At 72.7% G+C, this 16482-nt stretch carries 17 protein-coding genes; 3 read left to right on the forward strand and 14 right to left on the reverse strand.

Going from position 1 to position 16482, the window contains the following annotated elements; all coding sequences use genetic code 11:
* Positions 1–4: 4 nt before the first annotated feature.
* From groL to ACIGJO_RS15065, 4 genes are all read right to left on the reverse strand, one after another.
* The gene (groL, locus tag ACIGJO_RS15050) at positions 5–1627 is read right to left on the reverse strand and encodes a chaperonin GroEL (protein WP_399957548.1); all 1623 of its coding nucleotides are present in this window, start codon (positions 1625–1627) and stop codon (positions 5–7) included.
* Positions 1628–1726: 99 nt separating this feature from the next.
* On the reverse strand, positions 1727–2035 hold the full coding sequence (gene groES / locus ACIGJO_RS15055) for a co-chaperone GroES (protein WP_185299054.1): 309 nt from the start codon (positions 2033–2035) through the stop codon (positions 1727–1729).
* Positions 2036–2189: 154 nt separating this feature from the next.
* Positions 2190–2474, reverse strand: a complete 285-nt coding sequence (locus ACIGJO_RS15060; protein ID WP_399957551.1) for a hypothetical protein — start codon at positions 2472–2474, stop codon at positions 2190–2192.
* Entirely contained in the window at positions 2471–3391 is a 921-nt protein-coding gene (locus ACIGJO_RS15065; protein WP_399957554.1) for a polysaccharide deacetylase family protein, read from the reverse strand. Before ACIGJO_RS15065 ends, ACIGJO_RS15060 begins: the two co-directional genes overlap by 4 nt.
* A gap of 131 nt (positions 3392–3522) precedes the next feature.
* On the opposite strand from ACIGJO_RS15065, the gene ACIGJO_RS15070 reads away from it, so the two are divergent.
* Complete coding sequence (locus ACIGJO_RS15070; protein ID WP_399957557.1) at positions 3523–4752, forward strand: methyltransferase domain-containing protein; 1230 nt, start codon at positions 3523–3525, stop codon at positions 4750–4752.
* A gap of 12 nt (positions 4753–4764) precedes the next feature.
* Here the strand turns inward: ACIGJO_RS15070 and ACIGJO_RS15075 are convergent, their stop codons facing one another.
* The 3 genes from ACIGJO_RS15075 to ACIGJO_RS15085 all read right to left on the reverse strand — a co-directional run bounded on the left by ACIGJO_RS15075 (position 4765) and on the right by ACIGJO_RS15085 (position 7465).
* On the reverse strand, positions 4765–5424 hold the full coding sequence (locus ACIGJO_RS15075) for a hypothetical protein (protein WP_399957560.1): 660 nt from the start codon (positions 5422–5424) through the stop codon (positions 4765–4767).
* A 71-nt stretch (positions 5425–5495) separates the two neighbouring features.
* Positions 5496–5960, reverse strand: coding sequence for a VOC family protein (locus ACIGJO_RS15080; RefSeq protein WP_399957563.1), 465 nt, complete (start codon positions 5958–5960; stop codon positions 5496–5498).
* Between the two features lie 71 nt (positions 5961–6031).
* A complete protein-coding gene (locus tag ACIGJO_RS15085; protein WP_399957566.1) occupies positions 6032–7465 on the reverse strand; it encodes an MFS transporter in 1434 nt (477 codons plus the stop codon).
* A gap of 139 nt (positions 7466–7604) precedes the next feature.
* On the opposite strand from ACIGJO_RS15085, the gene ACIGJO_RS15090 reads away from it, so the two are divergent.
* Positions 7605–8312 carry a TetR/AcrR family transcriptional regulator gene (locus ACIGJO_RS15090; RefSeq protein ID WP_399957569.1) on the forward strand — a complete coding sequence of 236 codons (708 nt, stop codon included), beginning with the start codon at positions 7605–7607 and terminating at the stop codon, positions 8310–8312.
* Here ACIGJO_RS15090 and ACIGJO_RS15095 read toward each other — a convergent pair.
* The 4 genes from ACIGJO_RS15095 to tsaB are packed head-to-tail and all read right to left on the reverse strand — an operon-like array spanning position 8269 to position 10794.
* On the reverse strand, positions 8269–8535 hold the full coding sequence (locus ACIGJO_RS15095; protein WP_399957572.1) for a hypothetical protein: 267 nt from the start codon (positions 8533–8535) through the stop codon (positions 8269–8271). The two genes, ACIGJO_RS15090 and ACIGJO_RS15095, sit on opposite strands and share 44 nt — an antisense overlap.
* Positions 8532–9644 carry a tRNA (adenosine(37)-N6)-threonylcarbamoyltransferase complex transferase subunit TsaD gene (gene tsaD, locus ACIGJO_RS15100; RefSeq protein WP_399957575.1) on the reverse strand — a complete coding sequence of 371 codons (1113 nt, stop codon included), beginning with the start codon at positions 9642–9644 and terminating at the stop codon, positions 8532–8534. The genes ACIGJO_RS15095 and tsaD overlap by 4 nt, the downstream gene beginning before the upstream one ends.
* A complete protein-coding gene (rimI, locus tag ACIGJO_RS15105) occupies positions 9644–10135 on the reverse strand; it encodes a ribosomal protein S18-alanine N-acetyltransferase (RefSeq protein ID WP_399957578.1) in 492 nt (163 codons plus the stop codon). The genes tsaD and rimI overlap by 1 nt, the downstream gene beginning before the upstream one ends.
* Positions 10132–10794 carry a tRNA (adenosine(37)-N6)-threonylcarbamoyltransferase complex dimerization subunit type 1 TsaB gene (tsaB, locus tag ACIGJO_RS15110; protein ID WP_399957581.1) on the reverse strand — a complete coding sequence of 221 codons (663 nt, stop codon included), beginning with the start codon at positions 10792–10794 and terminating at the stop codon, positions 10132–10134. Before tsaB ends, rimI begins: the two co-directional genes overlap by 4 nt.
* A 177-nt stretch (positions 10795–10971) precedes the next feature.
* On the opposite strand from tsaB, the gene ACIGJO_RS15115 reads away from it, so the two are divergent.
* Positions 10972–11520, forward strand: a complete 549-nt coding sequence (locus ACIGJO_RS15115) for a hypothetical protein (protein WP_399957584.1) — start codon at positions 10972–10974, stop codon at positions 11518–11520.
* A 203-nt stretch (positions 11521–11723) separates the two neighbouring features.
* On the opposite strand, the gene ACIGJO_RS15120 is transcribed toward ACIGJO_RS15115, so the two are convergent.
* From ACIGJO_RS15120 to ACIGJO_RS15130, 3 genes are all read right to left on the reverse strand, one after another.
* Positions 11724–11912, reverse strand: coding sequence for a hypothetical protein (locus ACIGJO_RS15120; protein WP_399957587.1), 189 nt, complete (start codon positions 11910–11912; stop codon positions 11724–11726).
* Positions 11913–12036: 124 nt separating this feature from the next.
* The gene (locus ACIGJO_RS15125) at positions 12037–14139 is read right to left on the reverse strand and encodes a protein kinase (protein ID WP_399957590.1); all 2103 of its coding nucleotides are present in this window, start codon (positions 14137–14139) and stop codon (positions 12037–12039) included.
* A 120-nt stretch (positions 14140–14259) separates the two neighbouring features.
* On the reverse strand, positions 14260–16479 hold the full coding sequence (locus ACIGJO_RS15130) for a PQQ-binding-like beta-propeller repeat protein (protein WP_399957593.1): 2220 nt from the start codon (positions 16477–16479) through the stop codon (positions 14260–14262).
* Positions 16480–16482: the final 3 nt, after the last annotated feature.

A 16482-nucleotide genomic window follows, 5' to 3' on the forward strand; every position in this document is an offset into this window, starting at 1 on the left:
CGTACTAGTGGGAGTGACCGTGGCCGTGACCGGCCTCGGCCTCTTCCTCGGCCGGCTTCTCGACGACCAGGGTCTCGGTCGTGAGCAGCAGCGACGCGATGGACGCGGCGTTCTCCAGGGCGGAGCGGGTGACCTTGACCGGGTCGATGACGCCGGCCTTCACCAGGTCGCCGTACTCGCCGGTGGCGGCGTTGAAGCCCTGGCCCTTGTCGAGCTCGGAGACCTTCGAGGTGATGACGTAGCCCTCGAGGCCGGCGTTCTCGGCGATCCAGCGCAGCGGCTCGACGGCGGCACGGTGCACGACCGCGACACCCGTGGCCTCGTCGCCGGTCTTGCCGAGGTTGCCCTCCAGGACCTTGACGGCGTGGACCAGAGCGGAGCCACCACCGGAGACGATGCCCTCCTCGACCGCGGCGCGGGTCGCGGAGATGGCGTCCTCCAGACGGTGCTTCTTCTCCTTGAGCTCCACCTCGGTGGCGGCACCGACGCGGATCACGCAGACGCCGCCGGCCAGCTTCGCGAGGCGCTCCTGGAGCTTCTCGCGGTCCCAGTCGGAGTCCGTGGACTCGATCTCGGCCTTGATCTGGTTGACGCGGCCCTTGACGTCGGCCGTGTCGCCGCCGCCGTCGACGATGGTCGTGTCGTCCTTGGAGACGGTCACGCGGCGGGCGGTGCCCAGCACGTCCAGACCGGCCTGGTCGAGCTTGAGGCCGACCTCCTCGGCGATGACGGTCGCGCCCGTGAGGGTGGCGATGTCACCGAGCATGGCCTTGCGGCGGTCGCCGAAGCCCGGGGCCTTCACCGCGACGGCGTTGAAGGTGCCACGGATCTTGTTGACGACGAGGGTGGAGAGCGCCTCGCCCTCGACGTCCTCGGCGATGATCAGGAGCGGCTTGGAGCCACCGGCCTGGATGACCTTCTCCAGCAGCGGGAGCAGCTCCTGGATGGAGCCGATCTTGCCCTGGTGGATCAGGATGTACGGGTCGTCGAGGACGGCCTCCATACGCTCCTGGTCGGTCACCATGTACGGGGACAGGTAGCCCTTGTCGAAGGCCATGCCCTCGGTGAACTCGAGGTCCAGACCGAAGGTGTTGGACTCCTCGACGGTGATGACACCGTCCTTGCCGACCTTGTCCATCGCGTCCGCGATGAGCTCGCCGACCTGGGTGTCCTGCGCGGAGAGCGCGGCCACGGCGGCGATGTCGGACTTGTCTTCGATCGGACGGGCGGTCGCGAGGAGCTCCTCGGACACGGCCTTGACCGCGGCGTCGATGCCCTTCTTCAGGGCGGCCGGGGAGGCGCCCGCGGCGACGTTGCGCAGACCCTCGCGGACGAGCGCCTGGGCCAGCACGGTGGCGGTGGTGGTGCCGTCACCCGCTACGTCGTTGGTCTTGGTCGCCACCTCCTTCACGAGCTGGGCACCGAGGTTCTCGTACGGGTCGTCGAGCTCGACCTCGCGCGCGATGGTGACACCGTCGTTGGTGATGGTGGGAGCACCGAACTTCTTGTCGATGACGACGTTGCGGCCCTTGGGGCCGATCGTCACCTTGACCGTGTCGGCAAGCTTGTTGACGCCGCGCTCAAGGGCGCGACGGGCGTCCTCGTCGAACTTCAGAATCTTCGCCATGGGCTGTTCTTCCCTCTCAAAACGAACTGCGCCCCTGACCACCCGGCTAGTTATTTCGCAGGGGGCCAGGGGCGCAGAACAGAAGCAAACGTGGGTGAATTACTTCTCGACGATCGCGAGCACGTCGCGGGCCGAGAGGACGAGGTACTCCTCGCCGTTGTACTTCACCTCGGTGCCGCCGTACTTGCTGTACAGAACGACATCGCCGGTCTTGACGTCGAGCGGAAGGCGCTCGCCGTTCTCGAAGCGGCCCGGGCCCACGGCCAGGACGACGCCCTCCTGGGGCTTCTCCTTGGCGGTGTCCGGAATGACCAGGCCAGAAGCCGTGGTCTGCTCGGCGTCGAGCGGCTGGACCACAATGCGGTCCTCGAGCGGCTTGATCGCAACCTTGGTGCTGGTGGTCGACACGATCCGGTCTCCCCCTTCGGAGATCTCACGGGGTTTAACAGTCTTTGGGTGGCGACCAGGTCGATCCGTCGTCGCGGGTGCCGGACCTGCCCTGCCGCACAGTGGTGCTGGCACTCTCCAGTGGGGAGTGCCAGACCTGAGACTATGACCGCGATTAGCACTCGGTCAAGCGGAGTGCCAATTCACCACCCTCGCGTCGCGCGGAGGACCGCGCCGCGGGGGGCGCGGAGGACCGCGCGGCGAGCGGCCGCTGACCGCACGCGCCCCGGCCCCCCTTGAGCACCGCGGACTTCGGTGACGGCGACCGGCCGCCCATCTGCTGGGCCGCCTTGCGTCCCAGCCGTTCGATCGGGTCCACCGACTGCGCGCACCCGGCGGTGACGGTGAGGAGCGCACCGGCCGTCAGCAGCCCGGCCAGCAGCCGGTGCGCGCGCGTCATACGTAGTCCTCCAGCCGGGCCACCGCGTACCCCTTGTCGGTGACCGTCTTCATGACCCGTCGGATCATGTCCGGCATGGAGCCCTCCCAGTCCTCGCGCCCGCGGAAATGGGTGAGGATGATGTCGCCCGGGTGCAGGTCCCGGTCCCACTCGCGCCATTCCATGTGGTCGGGGAACGCCTCGGCGGACCACAGGGGCACGGCCGTCACCCCGCAGGACTTCGCGACGGCCAGGGTGTCGCGGTTGTAGTTGCCGTACGGCGGCCGGAAGAGGGTGGGCCGCTTCCCGTAGCGCTTCTCGATCCTGGCCTGCTGGTCGCAGATCTCCTTCTTCTGCTCGTCGTAGGAGAGGCCGGGCAGATAGCGGTGGTTCAGCGTGTGGTTGTTGAGGGTGACGCCGCGCTTCTGCATCTGCGCGAAGTAGCCGTAGTCGTCGTTGATGACGTAGTCGCTGAGGAACGCGCTGTAGGGGATGCCGAGTTCCGTCATCATCCGCAGCAGCTCGGGGTCCTTCTCCGCGCCGTCGTCCATGGTGAGGAAGACGATCCGCTCCTTGGTGGGAACGGTGGTGAAGACGGGCGGCAGCGCGTCGCCGTCCGTGACCTCGAAGCCCTCGCGGGTGGTGATGCGCGGTTTCACCGCGGGCGGCGCCGGGGCGGCCAGCGGGACCCCGGCCAGCCCCCACTTCTTCGCCGCGACGGCACGGGCGGCCTGCTTCCGCCTGACCTCCTGGGCGTACGTGTCCGGGGCGCGGGCGGGTCCGGCCTGCCGGGCCGGTCCGCCCGGCTGTCCGGAGGCGGGCCCGTCCCGCTTGTCCGGGGCGCCCGCGCCGCCGTCCGGCCCGGCGGCGCATCCGGAGCCGATCACGGCGACCAGCAGCGCCGCCAGGACCAAGGAGCCCGGTCTGCGCCTCTTCATGCCCAATTTTTCCTTTTGTCTTACTGGTTGCATGGCGCCGCATCCTGCCAGCCCGTCGCCGGGCCCCCACCCCGACACCGCCGCCGGAACCGCCCGGTCCCCCGGCTGGCTCACACGGAACCTGGCTCACAATGGACCGGGTGAACGCACCTACCCCCACCGGTCCCGCCGGCCCCACGGACCCGCTCGCCGCCTTCGCCGCCCTGCGTACGCCGGAGGGCACCGGACTCCTGGCCGCGCTGCGGGACCACGACCCCGCACAGGAGCTGGCCACCGCCACCCGGCTGCGCCGTACGCACCCGGCGGATCTGGTGTCGGCGGCGCTGGGGCAGGCGCGGCTGCGGCAGCGCGCGGTGGCGAAGTTCGGCGCCGAGGACGCGTACCGGATGTTCTTCACGCCCAACGGTGTGGAACAGGCCACCCGTACATCGGTCGCCGCCCACCGCGCCGGACGGTTCGCCTCGCTCGGCGTACGGAGCGTGGCGGACCTGTGCTGCGGGATCGGCGGCGACGCCATCGCCCTGGCGCGCGCCGGGATCCGGGTGCTCGCCGTGGACCGCGACCCGCTGACCGCCGAGGTCGCCCGTGCCAATGCCGAGGCGCTCGGGCTGGCGGACCTGGTCGAGGTGCGGTGCGCCGATGTCACGGAGATCGGCACAGCCGCGTACGACGCGGTCTTCGTCGACCCCGCCCGGCGCGGCGGGCGGGGCCGGATCTTCGACCCGGAGGCGTACTCACCGCCGCTGTCGTGGGCGACCGCGGCCGCGCTGAAGGCCCCCAGGGCGGCGCTGAAGATCGCCCCCGGCATCCCGCACGAGGCGATCGGGCCGCAGGCCGAGGCGGAGTGGATCTCGGACGGCGGCGAGGTGAAGGAGGCGGTGCTCTGGTTCGGCGAGGGCTTCACGGCCGGCTCCTACCGGGCCACGCTCCTGCCCTCGGCGGCGACACTCACCGCGGCGGCCCCGCTGCCCGCCCCGCCGGTCGGCCCGGTCGGCCGCTATCTGTACGAGCCGGACGGCGCGGTCATCCGTGCCCATCTGGTCGCCGACATCGTGGAGCGGTGCGGCGGGCGGCTGATCGACGAGACGATCGCGTACATCACGAGCGACACGGCGTACACCTCGCCGTACACGACGGCCTACGAGATCACCGACCGGCTCCCGTTCGGGATGAAGAAGCTGAAGGCCCTGCTGCGGGAGCGGGAGGTCGGCGTACTGACCGTCAAGAAGCGCGGTTCGGCCGTCGAACCGGAGGAGCTGCGGCGGCGCATGAAGCTCCAGGGGCCGCATGCGGCCACCGTGTTCCTGACCCGGGTGGCCGGCGCTCCGACGATGCTGATCGGCCACCCCGTCGGCGGGTGAGCCGGTGGTCCGTCAGCGGGGCGCCCCGCCGGGGGCCGGCACCGGCGGCCGGGGAGCGGCGCCCATCAGGACCCGTACCACCCAACGGCGGTGCGTGAGCGCCTTGGTGATGCCGATCAGACCGATCACCCAGGCGATCAGGCCGACGCCCATCACCAGGACCAGCAGCCCGTACGGGTCCTCGGCCGCGGCGCCCGCAGGTGCGGCCATGCACGCGAACAGGCCGACCGCGCACAGCGCGAAGGACATCAGCAGCCAGGCGAGGCTGGTCCCGGGGAACCGCAGCCGCCGGTCGCGGGCCGCATCACGGTCCAGCGTGCCCCATTCCAGGAGCAGCTGACGGACCTTCCGGTCCCGGCCCAGGCCCAGCGACACGAAGATGCCGGACGGCACCAGGAGCACGCAGCCGACGACGAGGGCGAGAAGCGCGCCGATCGCGCTGAACACGTCGTACGTCTCCTCGAACATGATGAGCGCGGTCCCCACGAAGGACCAGCCGAGCGCGGCGAGCGCCCCCCACATCCACAGCAGCCCGAGCCGGCCCCGCCCCACATGCAGCCGGACCAGCTCGCCGAGGACCACGGCCCGGTCGGCGAGCAGCGTCTCGCGATCGGGCCAGGAGCGGATCTCCACAGGCGGCGGGGGCGGCGGCAACGGCGAGCGGCGTGACATGCCCCAGACACTACCGGCGGCCGGGAAGGGCTCCGGCGCGGACGGGGAGCGCCAAGCGGCCTGAGCGGGGGTCACGCGTCGCGCAGCGCCTGCACGTCCAGTTTCCGCATGCCCAGCATGGCCTTCATGACCCGCTCGGCCCTGGCCTTGTCCGGGCCGCCGAGCAGCTCTGCCAGCACGCGGGGGACGATCTGCCAGGACAGCCCGTACCTGTCCTTGAGCCAGCCGCACATGCTCTCCTCGCCGCCCTCGCCGAGCCCGTCCCACAGGCGGTCCACCTCGGCCTGGTCGGCGCAGTCGACGGAGAGCGAGACCGCCTCGGTGAACGAGAACTCCGGGCCGCCGTTGAGCGCGATGTACTCCTGGCCCGCGAGGACGAACTCCACGGTCATCACCGAGCCGGTCACGCCGGGGGACGCCTCGGTGTAGTGGGTGACGTCCACGATCCGGGAGTCGCCGCCGAAGACGGACACGTAGTGGTCGGCCGCCTCCTTCGCCTGGTTGTCGAACCACAGACATGGCTTGATCTTCTGCATGGCCGTCTCCTCCTCGGACCGGCCGGCGGGGCGCCGGATGCTGTGGAAGGTAGACCTCCGGCGCCCCGGACTCATCGGGACACGCCCGCCGCCCCCTCCGCCTCGGCCGCGGCCGAGGCCCGCTCACCCGCGGGGAGCAGCACCAGCGCCGCCAGCGCGGCCGCCGCCAGGAGCCCCGCACAGACCCAGAAGGCCGCCGCGTAGCCGGAGGCCAGCGCGGAGCGCCCGGAGCCGCCGCCGGTCACCTGGGCGGCGACGGTGACCAGGACCGCGAGGCCCAGCGAGCCGCCGACCTGGCGGGCGCTGTTGAGCAGCCCGGACGCCATGCCCGTCTCGCCGGGTGCGACACCTGTCGTGGCGGCCGTGCCGAGCGGTACGAAGCACAGGCCGACGCCGACGCTCGTGACCAGGGACGGGCCGAGGACCGAGAAGAGGAAGCCGCCGTCCGCCGTGGCCGTCGCCGCGAACCCGGCCATGCCGAGCGCGGCGATCGCCCCGCCGGTGGCCAGCAGCCGCCGGGTGCCGAGCGCCGCGACCGTACGGGTGGCGACGACCGAGCCCGCCACGACGCCCACGCAGAACGGCAGGAACGCGGCACCGGCCGCCGTCGGACCGTAGCCCAGCACCAGCTGGAGGTAGAGCGAGACGAAGTAGAACGCGGCGAACTGGCCCGAGGACAGCAGCAGGCAGAACAGGTTCGCCGTCAGCACCGGCCGCCCCTTCAGCAGGCCCGGCCGCAGCAGCGGCGACTCCGTCCGCAGCTCGACGGCGATGAAGGCCGCCAGCAGCAGCACGGCGGCGCCGAGCGTGCCCAGGGTGGTGGCGGAGCCCCAGGAGTGGTCCGCGGTCCGTACGAGCCCGAGCACCAGCAGCGTCGTACCGGCGGTGGCCAGCACCGCCCCCGTCACATCGAGCCGGGCCCCGGTCCGGACCGGCCGGGCGGTGAGTCCCGTACGCGCCGACGCGGCCAGCGCGAAGGCCACGATCGGCACGTTCACCAGCATCACGGACCGCCAGCCCGCCGCGTCCGTGAGCAGCCCGCCCGCGAGCACGCCGACCGCGCCGCCCGCCGCACCGGCCATGCCCCACAGCCCCAGGGCGCGCGAGCGGGCGGGTCCGGCCGGGAAGGCGAGGGCGATCAGGGCGAAGGCCACCGGGGCGAGCGCCGCCGCGCCGACCCCCTGCACCGCCCGGGCCGCGACCAGCGCGCCCGGCGACCGCGCCAGGCCGCCCGCCAGGCTCGCCACGCCGAACAGCACCAGGCCCGCCGTCAGGACGCGGCGGCTGCCGATCAGGTCGGCGAGGCGTCCGCCGAGCATGAGGAGCCCGCCGAAGGCCAGGGCGTAGGCGTTCACGACCCACAGCAGCCCGTCCCGGCCGAAGCCGAGGTCGCTGCGGATGTCGGGCAGCGCCACGTTCACCACGGACATGTCCAACGACACCAGGAACTGCACGGTGAGCGCCACGACAAGCAGCCAACGCACGTTCTTCGCGTCACTGTTCACGACTTCCCCTTCTCTCGCATCTCTCGGCCCGGAAATTACTATACGTGTATAAAAATTGTTCACGGGCACACCGGAGAAAGGCGTGGGCCACGACGGCCCCATGCGGAGGGAGGAGACGGGCGCGGGAGACAATGCCCCGGTGTCAGGCACAGAGAAGGAACCACCGGCGAAGAAGCGATCCGTGGGACGGCCCCGCAGGCTGGACCCGGACGCGATGGTCGCCACCGCGCGCCGGATCATCGAGGAAGAGGGCATCGGAGCCCTGAGCATGCGACGGGTGGCGAAGGAGCTCGGCAGCACGCCGATGGCCCTCTACCACTACGTGAAGGACAAGGACGAGCTGCTGATGCTCACCCTGTCCGGCACCGCCGCCGCCTTCCCGCGGCCCGAGCTGCCCGCGGACCCGCGCGCGCGGCTGCTCGCCGTGTCCGTGCACCTGCACGACATCCTCGGCCGGATGCCGTGGGTGCTGGACATCCTGGCGCTGGGCGAGCTGACCGACAAGAACGCGCTGTGGATGGTGGAGGAGATCATCGGCTCCGCGCTCGCCTGCGGGCTCTCCCCCGCCCGTTCGGTGCGCGCCTACCGGACGATCTGGAGCTACGTCTACGGCGACCTGGTCTTCCGCAGGGCGGCGGCCCACCGGGCCGAGAACCCGCCGAGCACGCGGTACTTCCCCGAGATGGTCACCGCCGAGGACGCGGACACGCTGCCGCGCCTCACGGCGGTCAAGGACCGGTGGCGCGAGTACGCAGCCGACTACGAGGTCGCCGACGAACTCGACGCGATCATCGAGGGGCTGATCAGCCGAGGGACTCGAAGCGCCAGCGGTGCACCGCCCGGGTGATCAGGCCGGCGTCCGGTTCGGGGAGTTCGGGCAGCTCGTCCCCGTACTCCCCCGCCCACCAGGTGATCACCAGGACCCGGTCCTGGGGGGCGCGCAGCAGTTCGCTGCGCAGCGGCTCGCGGGCCAGTTCGCCCGTCCGGGCCCGCGCCCACTCCAGCAGCTCGGCGCCCCGCCCCTCGGTGGCGCGGGCCTCCCACATCAGCGCGACGGTCGGATCGCTCATGAGTACAGGTTGTCCTTGCTGATCTCGTGCACATGGTCGTGATCGTGCGTGTGGCCGTGTCCGTGCTCGCCGGGCACATGGGTCTCGGTCACCGGCAGCGAGGAGTCCGCCGACAGCCCCAGGTCCGAGACGGGCCGGTTGCGGGCCACCATCTCCGCGCCCAGTGCCGCGACCATCGCCCCGTTGTCCGTGCAGAGCCCCGGCCGGGGCACCCGCAGCCGGACACCGGCCCGCTCGCAGCGCTCCTCGGCCAGCGCCCGCAGCCGCGAGTTGGCCGCGACCCCGCCGCCGATCATCAGGTGGTCGACGCCCTCGTCCTTGCAGGCCCGGACGGCCTTGCGGGTGAGCACGTCCACCACGGCCTCCTGGAACGACGCCGCCACATCCCGTACCGGCACCTCCTCGCCCGCCGCCCGCTTCGCCTCGATCCAGCGGGCGACCGAGGTCTTGAGGCCGGAGAAGGAGAAGTCGTACGCCGGGTCGCGCGACCCGCTCAGCCCGCGCGGGAACGCGATCGCCCCCGGGTCGCCCTCCTTCGCCAGCCGGTCGATGACCGGGCCGCCGGGGAAGCCGAGGTTCAGCACCCGGGCGATCTTGTCGAAGGCCTCCCCCGCCGCGTCGTCGATGGTCGCGCCCAGCGGCCGTACGTCGTTGGTGATGTCCGGGGCCAGCAGCAGCGAGGAGTGCCCGCCGCTGACCAGCAGCGCCATGGTCGGCTCGGGCAGCGGGCCGTGTTCCAGCTGGTCCACACAGATGTGCGAGGCGAGGTGGTTGACCCCGTAGAGCGGCTTGTTCAGGGCGTACGCGTACGCCTTCGCCGCCGAGACCCCGACGAGCAGCGCCCCGGCGAGCCCGGGACCGGCCGTGACCGCGATGCCGTCCAGGTCACGGGCGCTGATCCCGGCTTCCTTCAGGGCGCGCTCGATGGTGGGGACCATCGCCTCCAGATGGGCGCGGGAGGCGATCTCCGGGACGACCCCGCCGAAGCGGGCGTGCGTGTCGACGCTGGACGCGACGGCGTCCGCGAGCAGCGTCGTCCCGCGCACGATGCCCACGCCGGTCTCGTCGCAGGAGGTCTCGATGCCGAGTACGAGCGGTTCGTCAGCCATCAGTCAGTCTCAGTTTCTTGTACGTGGAGGCGCATGACGAGCGCGTCGATGTTGCCCGGCTGGTAGTAGCCGCGCCGGAAGCCGATCGGCTCGAATCCGAAGCGCTCGTACAGCTTCTGCGCCCGGGTGTTGTCGACGCGGACTTCGAGGAGCACCGTGGCGCACTCGAAGGCCGTGGCGTGCTTCAGCAGATCGGTGAGGAGTTCGGAGCCCAGACCGCTGCCCCAGTGCTCACGGATCACCCCGATCGTCTGGACGTCGGCGAGGTCGCCGAGGGCCGCGAGTCCCGCGTAGCCGACGATCCGCCCGGTGGCCGGGTCCTCGGCGACGACATAGCGGCGGGTGGCCCCCGGCCCGCGGGAGTGTGCCAGCTCGGACCAGAACATGCCGGGCGACCAGGCGTCGTCCGGGAACAGCTCGTGCTCCAGCTCCAGCACCGGTTCGATGTCCCACCAGCGCATCTCGCGCAGCACAGCGGCCGTGGTCCTCACTTGGGGGTGACCACCTTGTAGTTCTTCGGCACCTGCGCGTCGGGCCTGCGCAGATAGAGCGGCTGCGGCGGCAGCAGCTCGGCCCCGGCGGCCAGCCGCTCGGCGGCGAGCGAGGCCAGCGCCCCGGCCGAGACGTGCTCGGGTCCCCGGGCGTCACCGAAGGCCTCGGGATACAGCACCGCGCCCGCCCCGACCACGGGGAGGCCCGCGAGCTGTCCGGCGATGTCGGCCGGCCGGTCGACGGCGGGTTCACCGATACGGGTACGGGAGTCCTCGTACCGCGCCCAGTAGACCTCCTTGCGGCGCGCGTCCGTCGCCACGGCGAACGGGCCCTCCAGCCCGGCGAGCCCGGCGGCGTACGCGAGGCCGTCCAGCGTGCACAGCCCGTGCACCGGTACGGAGAGGGCGGAGCCGAAGGTGGCGGCGGTGACCAGGCCGACCCGGAGCCCGGTGTACGGGCCGGGGCCCACGCCGACGACCAGACCGGTCACGGCGTCGAGTTTCGCCCCGGCCTCGGCGAGGACCCGGTCGACGGCGGGCAGCAGCAGTTCCCCGTGCCTGCGGGCGTCGACCTGACCGGACTCCGCGATGACGGATCTCCCGTCGTGGAGGGCGACGGTGACGGCGGGGGTGGCGGTATCCACAGCGAGCAAGAGCACGCAAACAGCCTACGGCTCCCCCGGCAGAGGCACGGCGCCCGTCCGTCGTACCGATCTGCCCCGCCCCGGCTGCTACCGTCACCGTGGATACGCGTATACGACGTAAACGCTTGTATGACATGCCCTGGGTGGCGTGCGAAAGGGGAACTCACGGTGGCAAGAGGAAGCTCGGGAATCGTGGCCGGGCTCACTGCGGCGGCCGTTGCCGTGGTCGGCTTCCTCGCCTACCAGGCATCGGCGAACGCGCCGGAGTCGGTGGCCTCCGTCACCCCGAAGGCGTCCGCCTCGGCCTCGGCCTCCGCCTCGCCCCGTCCCACCCCGAAGCCCGGGAAGCCGGAGCGCCCGCTCGCCGTCCCGGCCGATTCCGGCACCGGGGTGCGCGTCGTCTACGCGCTCAAGGACCGCCGGGTGTGGCTGGTGAACGCGCGGGAGAAGGCGGAGCGGACGTTCACCGTGATGCCGAGCACCGTCAGCCCGCCGCCCGGGACGTACACGGTGACCTCGCGCTCCGGCAGCATCGCGGGCTCGGACGGCGTGCTGATCGAGCACGTGGTGCGGTTCGCGAACGTCGGCGATGTGACCGTGGGCTTCAGCGCGGCGCAGGACGGCTCGATGGAGAGCCCGGACCCGACCACGAAGACCGGCGGCGTGCGGATGAAGCGGGCGGACGGCGACGCGGTGTGGACGTTCGCGACCGTCGGCGTCAAGGTCGTCGTCGTCCCGTAGCGGACCGGGCGCCGCCGTCCCGTCCGGTGTGGACGTTCGCGACCGTCGGCGCCAAGGTCGTCGTCCCGTAGCCGAGAGGCCGCGTTGCCCCGTGGCGGAGGACCGGGCACCGCGGCCTCCGGCGCCACCGGCCTCCGCATCACCCCGCCACGCCCTGCCCGCACTGCCCTGCCCTGCCCTGCCCGGATGATCCGGGCGCGGCGCTACGCCGCGTCGCGCCGCGCCCCGGTCACCGCTCCGTCGTCCGGTTCACCCTCCGCGCACGGAGGCGGTGTCGAGACCGCCGTGGCCGCCGCGCACGAGGCCAGCAGATCCTTCATCGACAGGGCGGACGGCGCCGGCCGGGGCGTCGGGGACGGCTGCGGCTGCGCTTCGTGCTCGGACGTCGGCATGGATGCCTCCCGGGCTCCACTGGAGGGCGTGGTTAGGTAGACCTAACCAAATCTCCACTCCATGTGACCACGCCCACCGCGCCCCGCGCAACAATTTACCGACGGCCTGTCGGAAAGAGTGCGCTCAGAAGACCGGCAGTGCGGTGAGCGACCCCCCGTCGAGCAGGAAGACCCGCCCGCCGTCGCCCGTGATCCAGTAGCGGTCGACGTTCTTGATCAGGCGGAACACCCATGGTTCCCGCTTGAGGTCCAGATCCAGGACGTTGATGCCGCCGGCCTGCCCGTTGACGGCCACCGACCAGAAGCCGTGGCCCTGGACGAGGAGCGGGCTGGGCGGATCGCACTGGAACAGCCCCTCGGAGGCCCAGTCGGTGGACTTCCCGTCGGCGATGCCCAGACGGCGGGGGTATCCGATGACGGACGCGTACACATGCGTGCCGTGAAGGGTCGGCGGGCCCGAGGAGACCGGCACCCCCCGCACCTTCCCGAAGGTGTCCACGGCCCAGCGTTCCTTGCCGTCACCGGCGTCCAGCGCCGCCAGACGGTTGCCGCTCACGACGACCGTGTCCCCCGAGACGGCGAGTCCGGGGCGGCCAGTGGACTGCCCGCGCCGGACCCACGCCCGGCGCCCGTCGCCGGTGGCGAACGCCGCGACACCGCCGCCCCCGACGACGACCAGACGGCCCGGCGCGGTGGCACCGCGCGCCCCGGACTCGGCGGTGAGGGAGATCCCGGCCTCGGCGGTCCAGCGCACCTTCGCGTCGGACCGGCCGACGGCGCGCACCCGGCCGTCCCCGGTCACCACGTACACCGCGTCGTCGTCGGCGGCCAGGACGGAGGAGACCTCCGCGTCCGCCGTCCACTTCGGCTCACCCGTCGAGGCGACGAACGTACGGAGCACGCCCTTTCCGTCGGCCGCGGCCACCAGCCTGCCGGAGAGCGGCACATAGCGCCTGCCCGCCGTGACATCGGGCGCCTTCCACCGCACCGAGCCGTCGACGACGCTCCGCGCGACAAGACCGCCGCCCTTCGCCCCGGCGACGATCACATCGCGCACCGGAAGGGGTGCCGGGGTCTTCTCGTCGACCGCCGAGGCGACGGTCCACAGCGGCTTCGGGGTCTCCCCGTTCACATAGTCGCCCCGCTCCGTGGACAGGGCACGGAGCTTCGGCGTCGGCACGGCGGGCGGTATGTCGAACGGGCCCCCGCCGCTCTCCCGTCCGCTCCACCACACCGCGCCGCCGCCGGCCGCCACCGCCCCGCCGACCGCCAGCGCGGTCAGCAGCCGGCGACGCGTCACCGGGCCCCCGGTGACGGCGGTGGCGGCGCCCCGGACCGGCACGGTGGTGGTCAGCTCATGGAGGCTGCGCTCGCGCGCCGAGATGTCCTGCGCGAGCGGACCCCGCCGCCAGACGCGGTCGGCGCCGCGCGGCGGGTCGAAGGCCCCGGCCAGCTGCTCCGGCACCGGCCGGTGCGCGGGGTCCTTGGCCAGACACGGCCCGATCAGGGGCCGCAGCACGGGAGGGACCCCGTCCAGCCGCGGCTCCCCGTGGACCACCTCGTACTGCACCGCCGCGACGTGCGCCCCCTCGTAGGCGCGCTGCCCGCTCGCCGCGTACACGAGCACGGCGCCGAGCGAGAAGACGTCCGCCGCCGGACCCACGCGCCGGCCGAGCGCCTGCTCGGGAGCCCCGTACCCCGGCGTGACCGGGACCTGGCCGGTCACCGTCAGGGTGAACCCGTGCTCGGGGCGGGCGATACCGAAGTCGATGATCCGGGGGCCCGTCGAGGTGAGGACGATGTTGGCGGGTTTCAGGTCGCGGTGGACGAGACCGGCGGCATGGATGTCCTGGAGCGCGCGGGCCAGCGCCACCGCCAGGACCCGGACCCCGGACTCGTCGAGCGGACCGTACGCCCGGACCGCCTCTTCCAGGTTCGGGCCGATGAGGAACTCGGTGGCGATCCAGGGGCGCCCGCCCTCGGTCCGGGTGTCCAGCACCCGGGCCACTCCCTCACCGGTGACGGCCTGCGCCATCCGGGCCTCGCGGACGAAGCGCTGCGCCAGGTTCTGGTCGTGCGACAGGTGGGAGTGCAGGACCTTCACGGCGGCGGCACGCCCCTGCCCGTCCTGTCCCACGTACACCTTGCCCATGCCGCCCTCCCCCAGCACGCCGCGCAGGTGGTACGGGCCGAGTCGGATCGGGTCGCCGGTTTCCAGGGGCTTCATGTTTCAGCGGTGCTTTCCGTGAGTGTGGTGGCGGAAGGGGTGACGCGGTACGGGGGTGACGCCGTGCGGGTACGGGTACGGGGCCGCTCCGTGCCTTCGGCCCGAGGCGGCCGGGCGCGTTCAGCCCAGGGGGTACGCGGCGGCGTACGCGTCGCCGAGCGCGATGAGCGTCCCCGAGCCCTCGTGCGGGAAGTACCGGCCGACCGCGGCCTTGTAGGGGCGGGCGGAGACGCCGGTACGCACATCCGTGACGGTCAGCCCCGACGCGGACGCGCTGTAGATCCGGCCGCCGCCCACGGCGGGGGCCACGTCCAGGACGGTCCCGGTGTCGGCGCGGCCCTTCTCCGTCCAGCGCGGTTTCCCGTCACCGGCCCCGACCGCGACGACGCCCCGGTCCTGCTCCACCGCGTACACCACGCCGTCCTCGACGGCCGGCGGGCTGTACGCGGCCCCGGCACGCCCCCGGTGGCTCCATGCCTGCGCGCCGTCGGACAGCCGGAGGGCGAGGAGTCCGCCGGTGCCCGTGTACACATGCCGGTCGTCGACCGCGAAGCGGGCCCGGGTGAAGGCGGGCTGATCCCCGTCGAGCGGCCGGTTCCAGAGCTGCCGCCCGGTACGGGTGTCGCGGACGGCCAGGCTGATCCCGCCCTTCGCGGACTGCTGGGCGAGGACGAGATACCCGCCCCGGACCTGTGCCGACAGGAAGTGCAGCGGTTCGGACCCGTCCGGCCGCGCGGGCAGCGGCCGGGACCAGCGGGTCGCTCCCGTACGGCTGTCGAGCGCCAGCAGCGACCAGGTCTGGGCCTTGAGGAATCCGTCCGTCGAGTAGGGTCCCCGGCCCCCGACCGCGTACAGGGTGCCGTCCGCGACACAGAGCAGCTGGTTCTCGAAGAGCCGTCCCCGCAGGCCGGGAAGCCGGGCGAAGGGCGTGGTGAGCTTCCCGTCGCCGAGCCCCACCGTGCCGATGGTCAGCGGGTCGGTCTCCTCGAAGGGGAACTCGATGGCGTAGATCTGTTCGCCGTCGGTGGTGACCTGGTGGAAACGGTACGTGTCGAGATCCGTCCACTGGGCCCTGCCGGTCCTCGGGTCCAGCGCCTGGAGCGTGCTGGCGCTGTCCGCGACCACGACGAGCTTTTCCAGCAGGAGCGGAGCCGGTGGTACGCGGGGGCTGATCCCGTAGTCGGCCCGCACCTGCCAGAGCTGGTCCCAGGCGGGGCCCTCGGTGGGGTTCGCGCCGGCGGCGCCCTTCTCCGGGCCGTCCGCGCCCCCCGTCAGATACCGGGCCCCCACCGCCACCCCGGCCGCGCCGAGCAGTCCGGCACCTCCCAGGGCGAGCACACGGCGGCGGGACGTGCCGGACTTCGCCCCGTCCACGGCCGTCCCGGCGAGCGCGGGACCGTGGCCGTGCTCGGGGCCGTGACCGTGCTCATGACCGGCGGGCGGCGGCAGGCGCTGGGGGGTGACGGCCCAGACCGCCGCCGCCCGACGGGCCATCTCCATGAGCAGGGGCTCGGGCAGCTGGTCGGCGAAGTAACCGGCAGGCGGGGCGAGTTCGGCCGCGAGAGCCGTGGTGGTGGGGCGGCCGGCCGGGTCCTTGCTCAGGCAGCGGGCCAGCACGGGGACCAGGGCCGCGGGCACCCCGGTGAGGTCGGGGGTGGTGTAGCGGACCCGGTACAGCAGGTCCGCGGGCAGGCCGGAGCCGAAGGGACCGTGCCCGGTCGCCGCCTGGGTGAGCACCCCCGCGAGGGCGAACACATCACCGGCCGAGGTGTGTTCCTGGCCGGTGGCCTGCTCCGGGGACATGTACGCGGGCGTACCGGCGGCCGCGCCGGTACGGGTCAGCCGCTCGTCCCCGAGGGCGCGGGCGATACCGAAGTCGATGACCTTGGGGCCGTCCGCCGTGAGCATGATGTTGGACGGCTTGAGGTCACGGTGGACGACGCCCGACAGGTGCAGCTGGGTCAGGGCCGCGCACAGCAGGGCGCCCAGGGCCCGTACCGCCGTCTCGGGCAGGGGCCCGGCGAGCCGCACCGCCTCGTCGAGCGGGGGCCCCAGGACGTACTCCGTTGCCAGCCAGGGGGTTTCGGCGGCGGGATCGGCCTCGAAGACCCTGGCGCCGTGGACGGGTCCGATGACACGGGCGGCCTCGGTTTCGAGCCGGAAGCGGGTACGGAATGCGGGATCGGACGCGATGCGGGCGTGCATCGTCTTCAGGGCCACGGTGCGCCCGCCGCCGGAGCGGGCCAGATAGACGGTGCCCATGCCGCCGCTGCCGAGCCGGGCGAGGGGCCGGTGGCCGCCGAGGGACTGCGGGTCGTCGTGGGTGAGCGGAGAGAACATCGG

Source organism: Streptomyces sp. NPDC079020 (genome assembly GCF_044542225.1).
Lineage (GTDB): Bacteria > Actinomycetota > Actinomycetes > Streptomycetales > Streptomycetaceae > Streptomyces.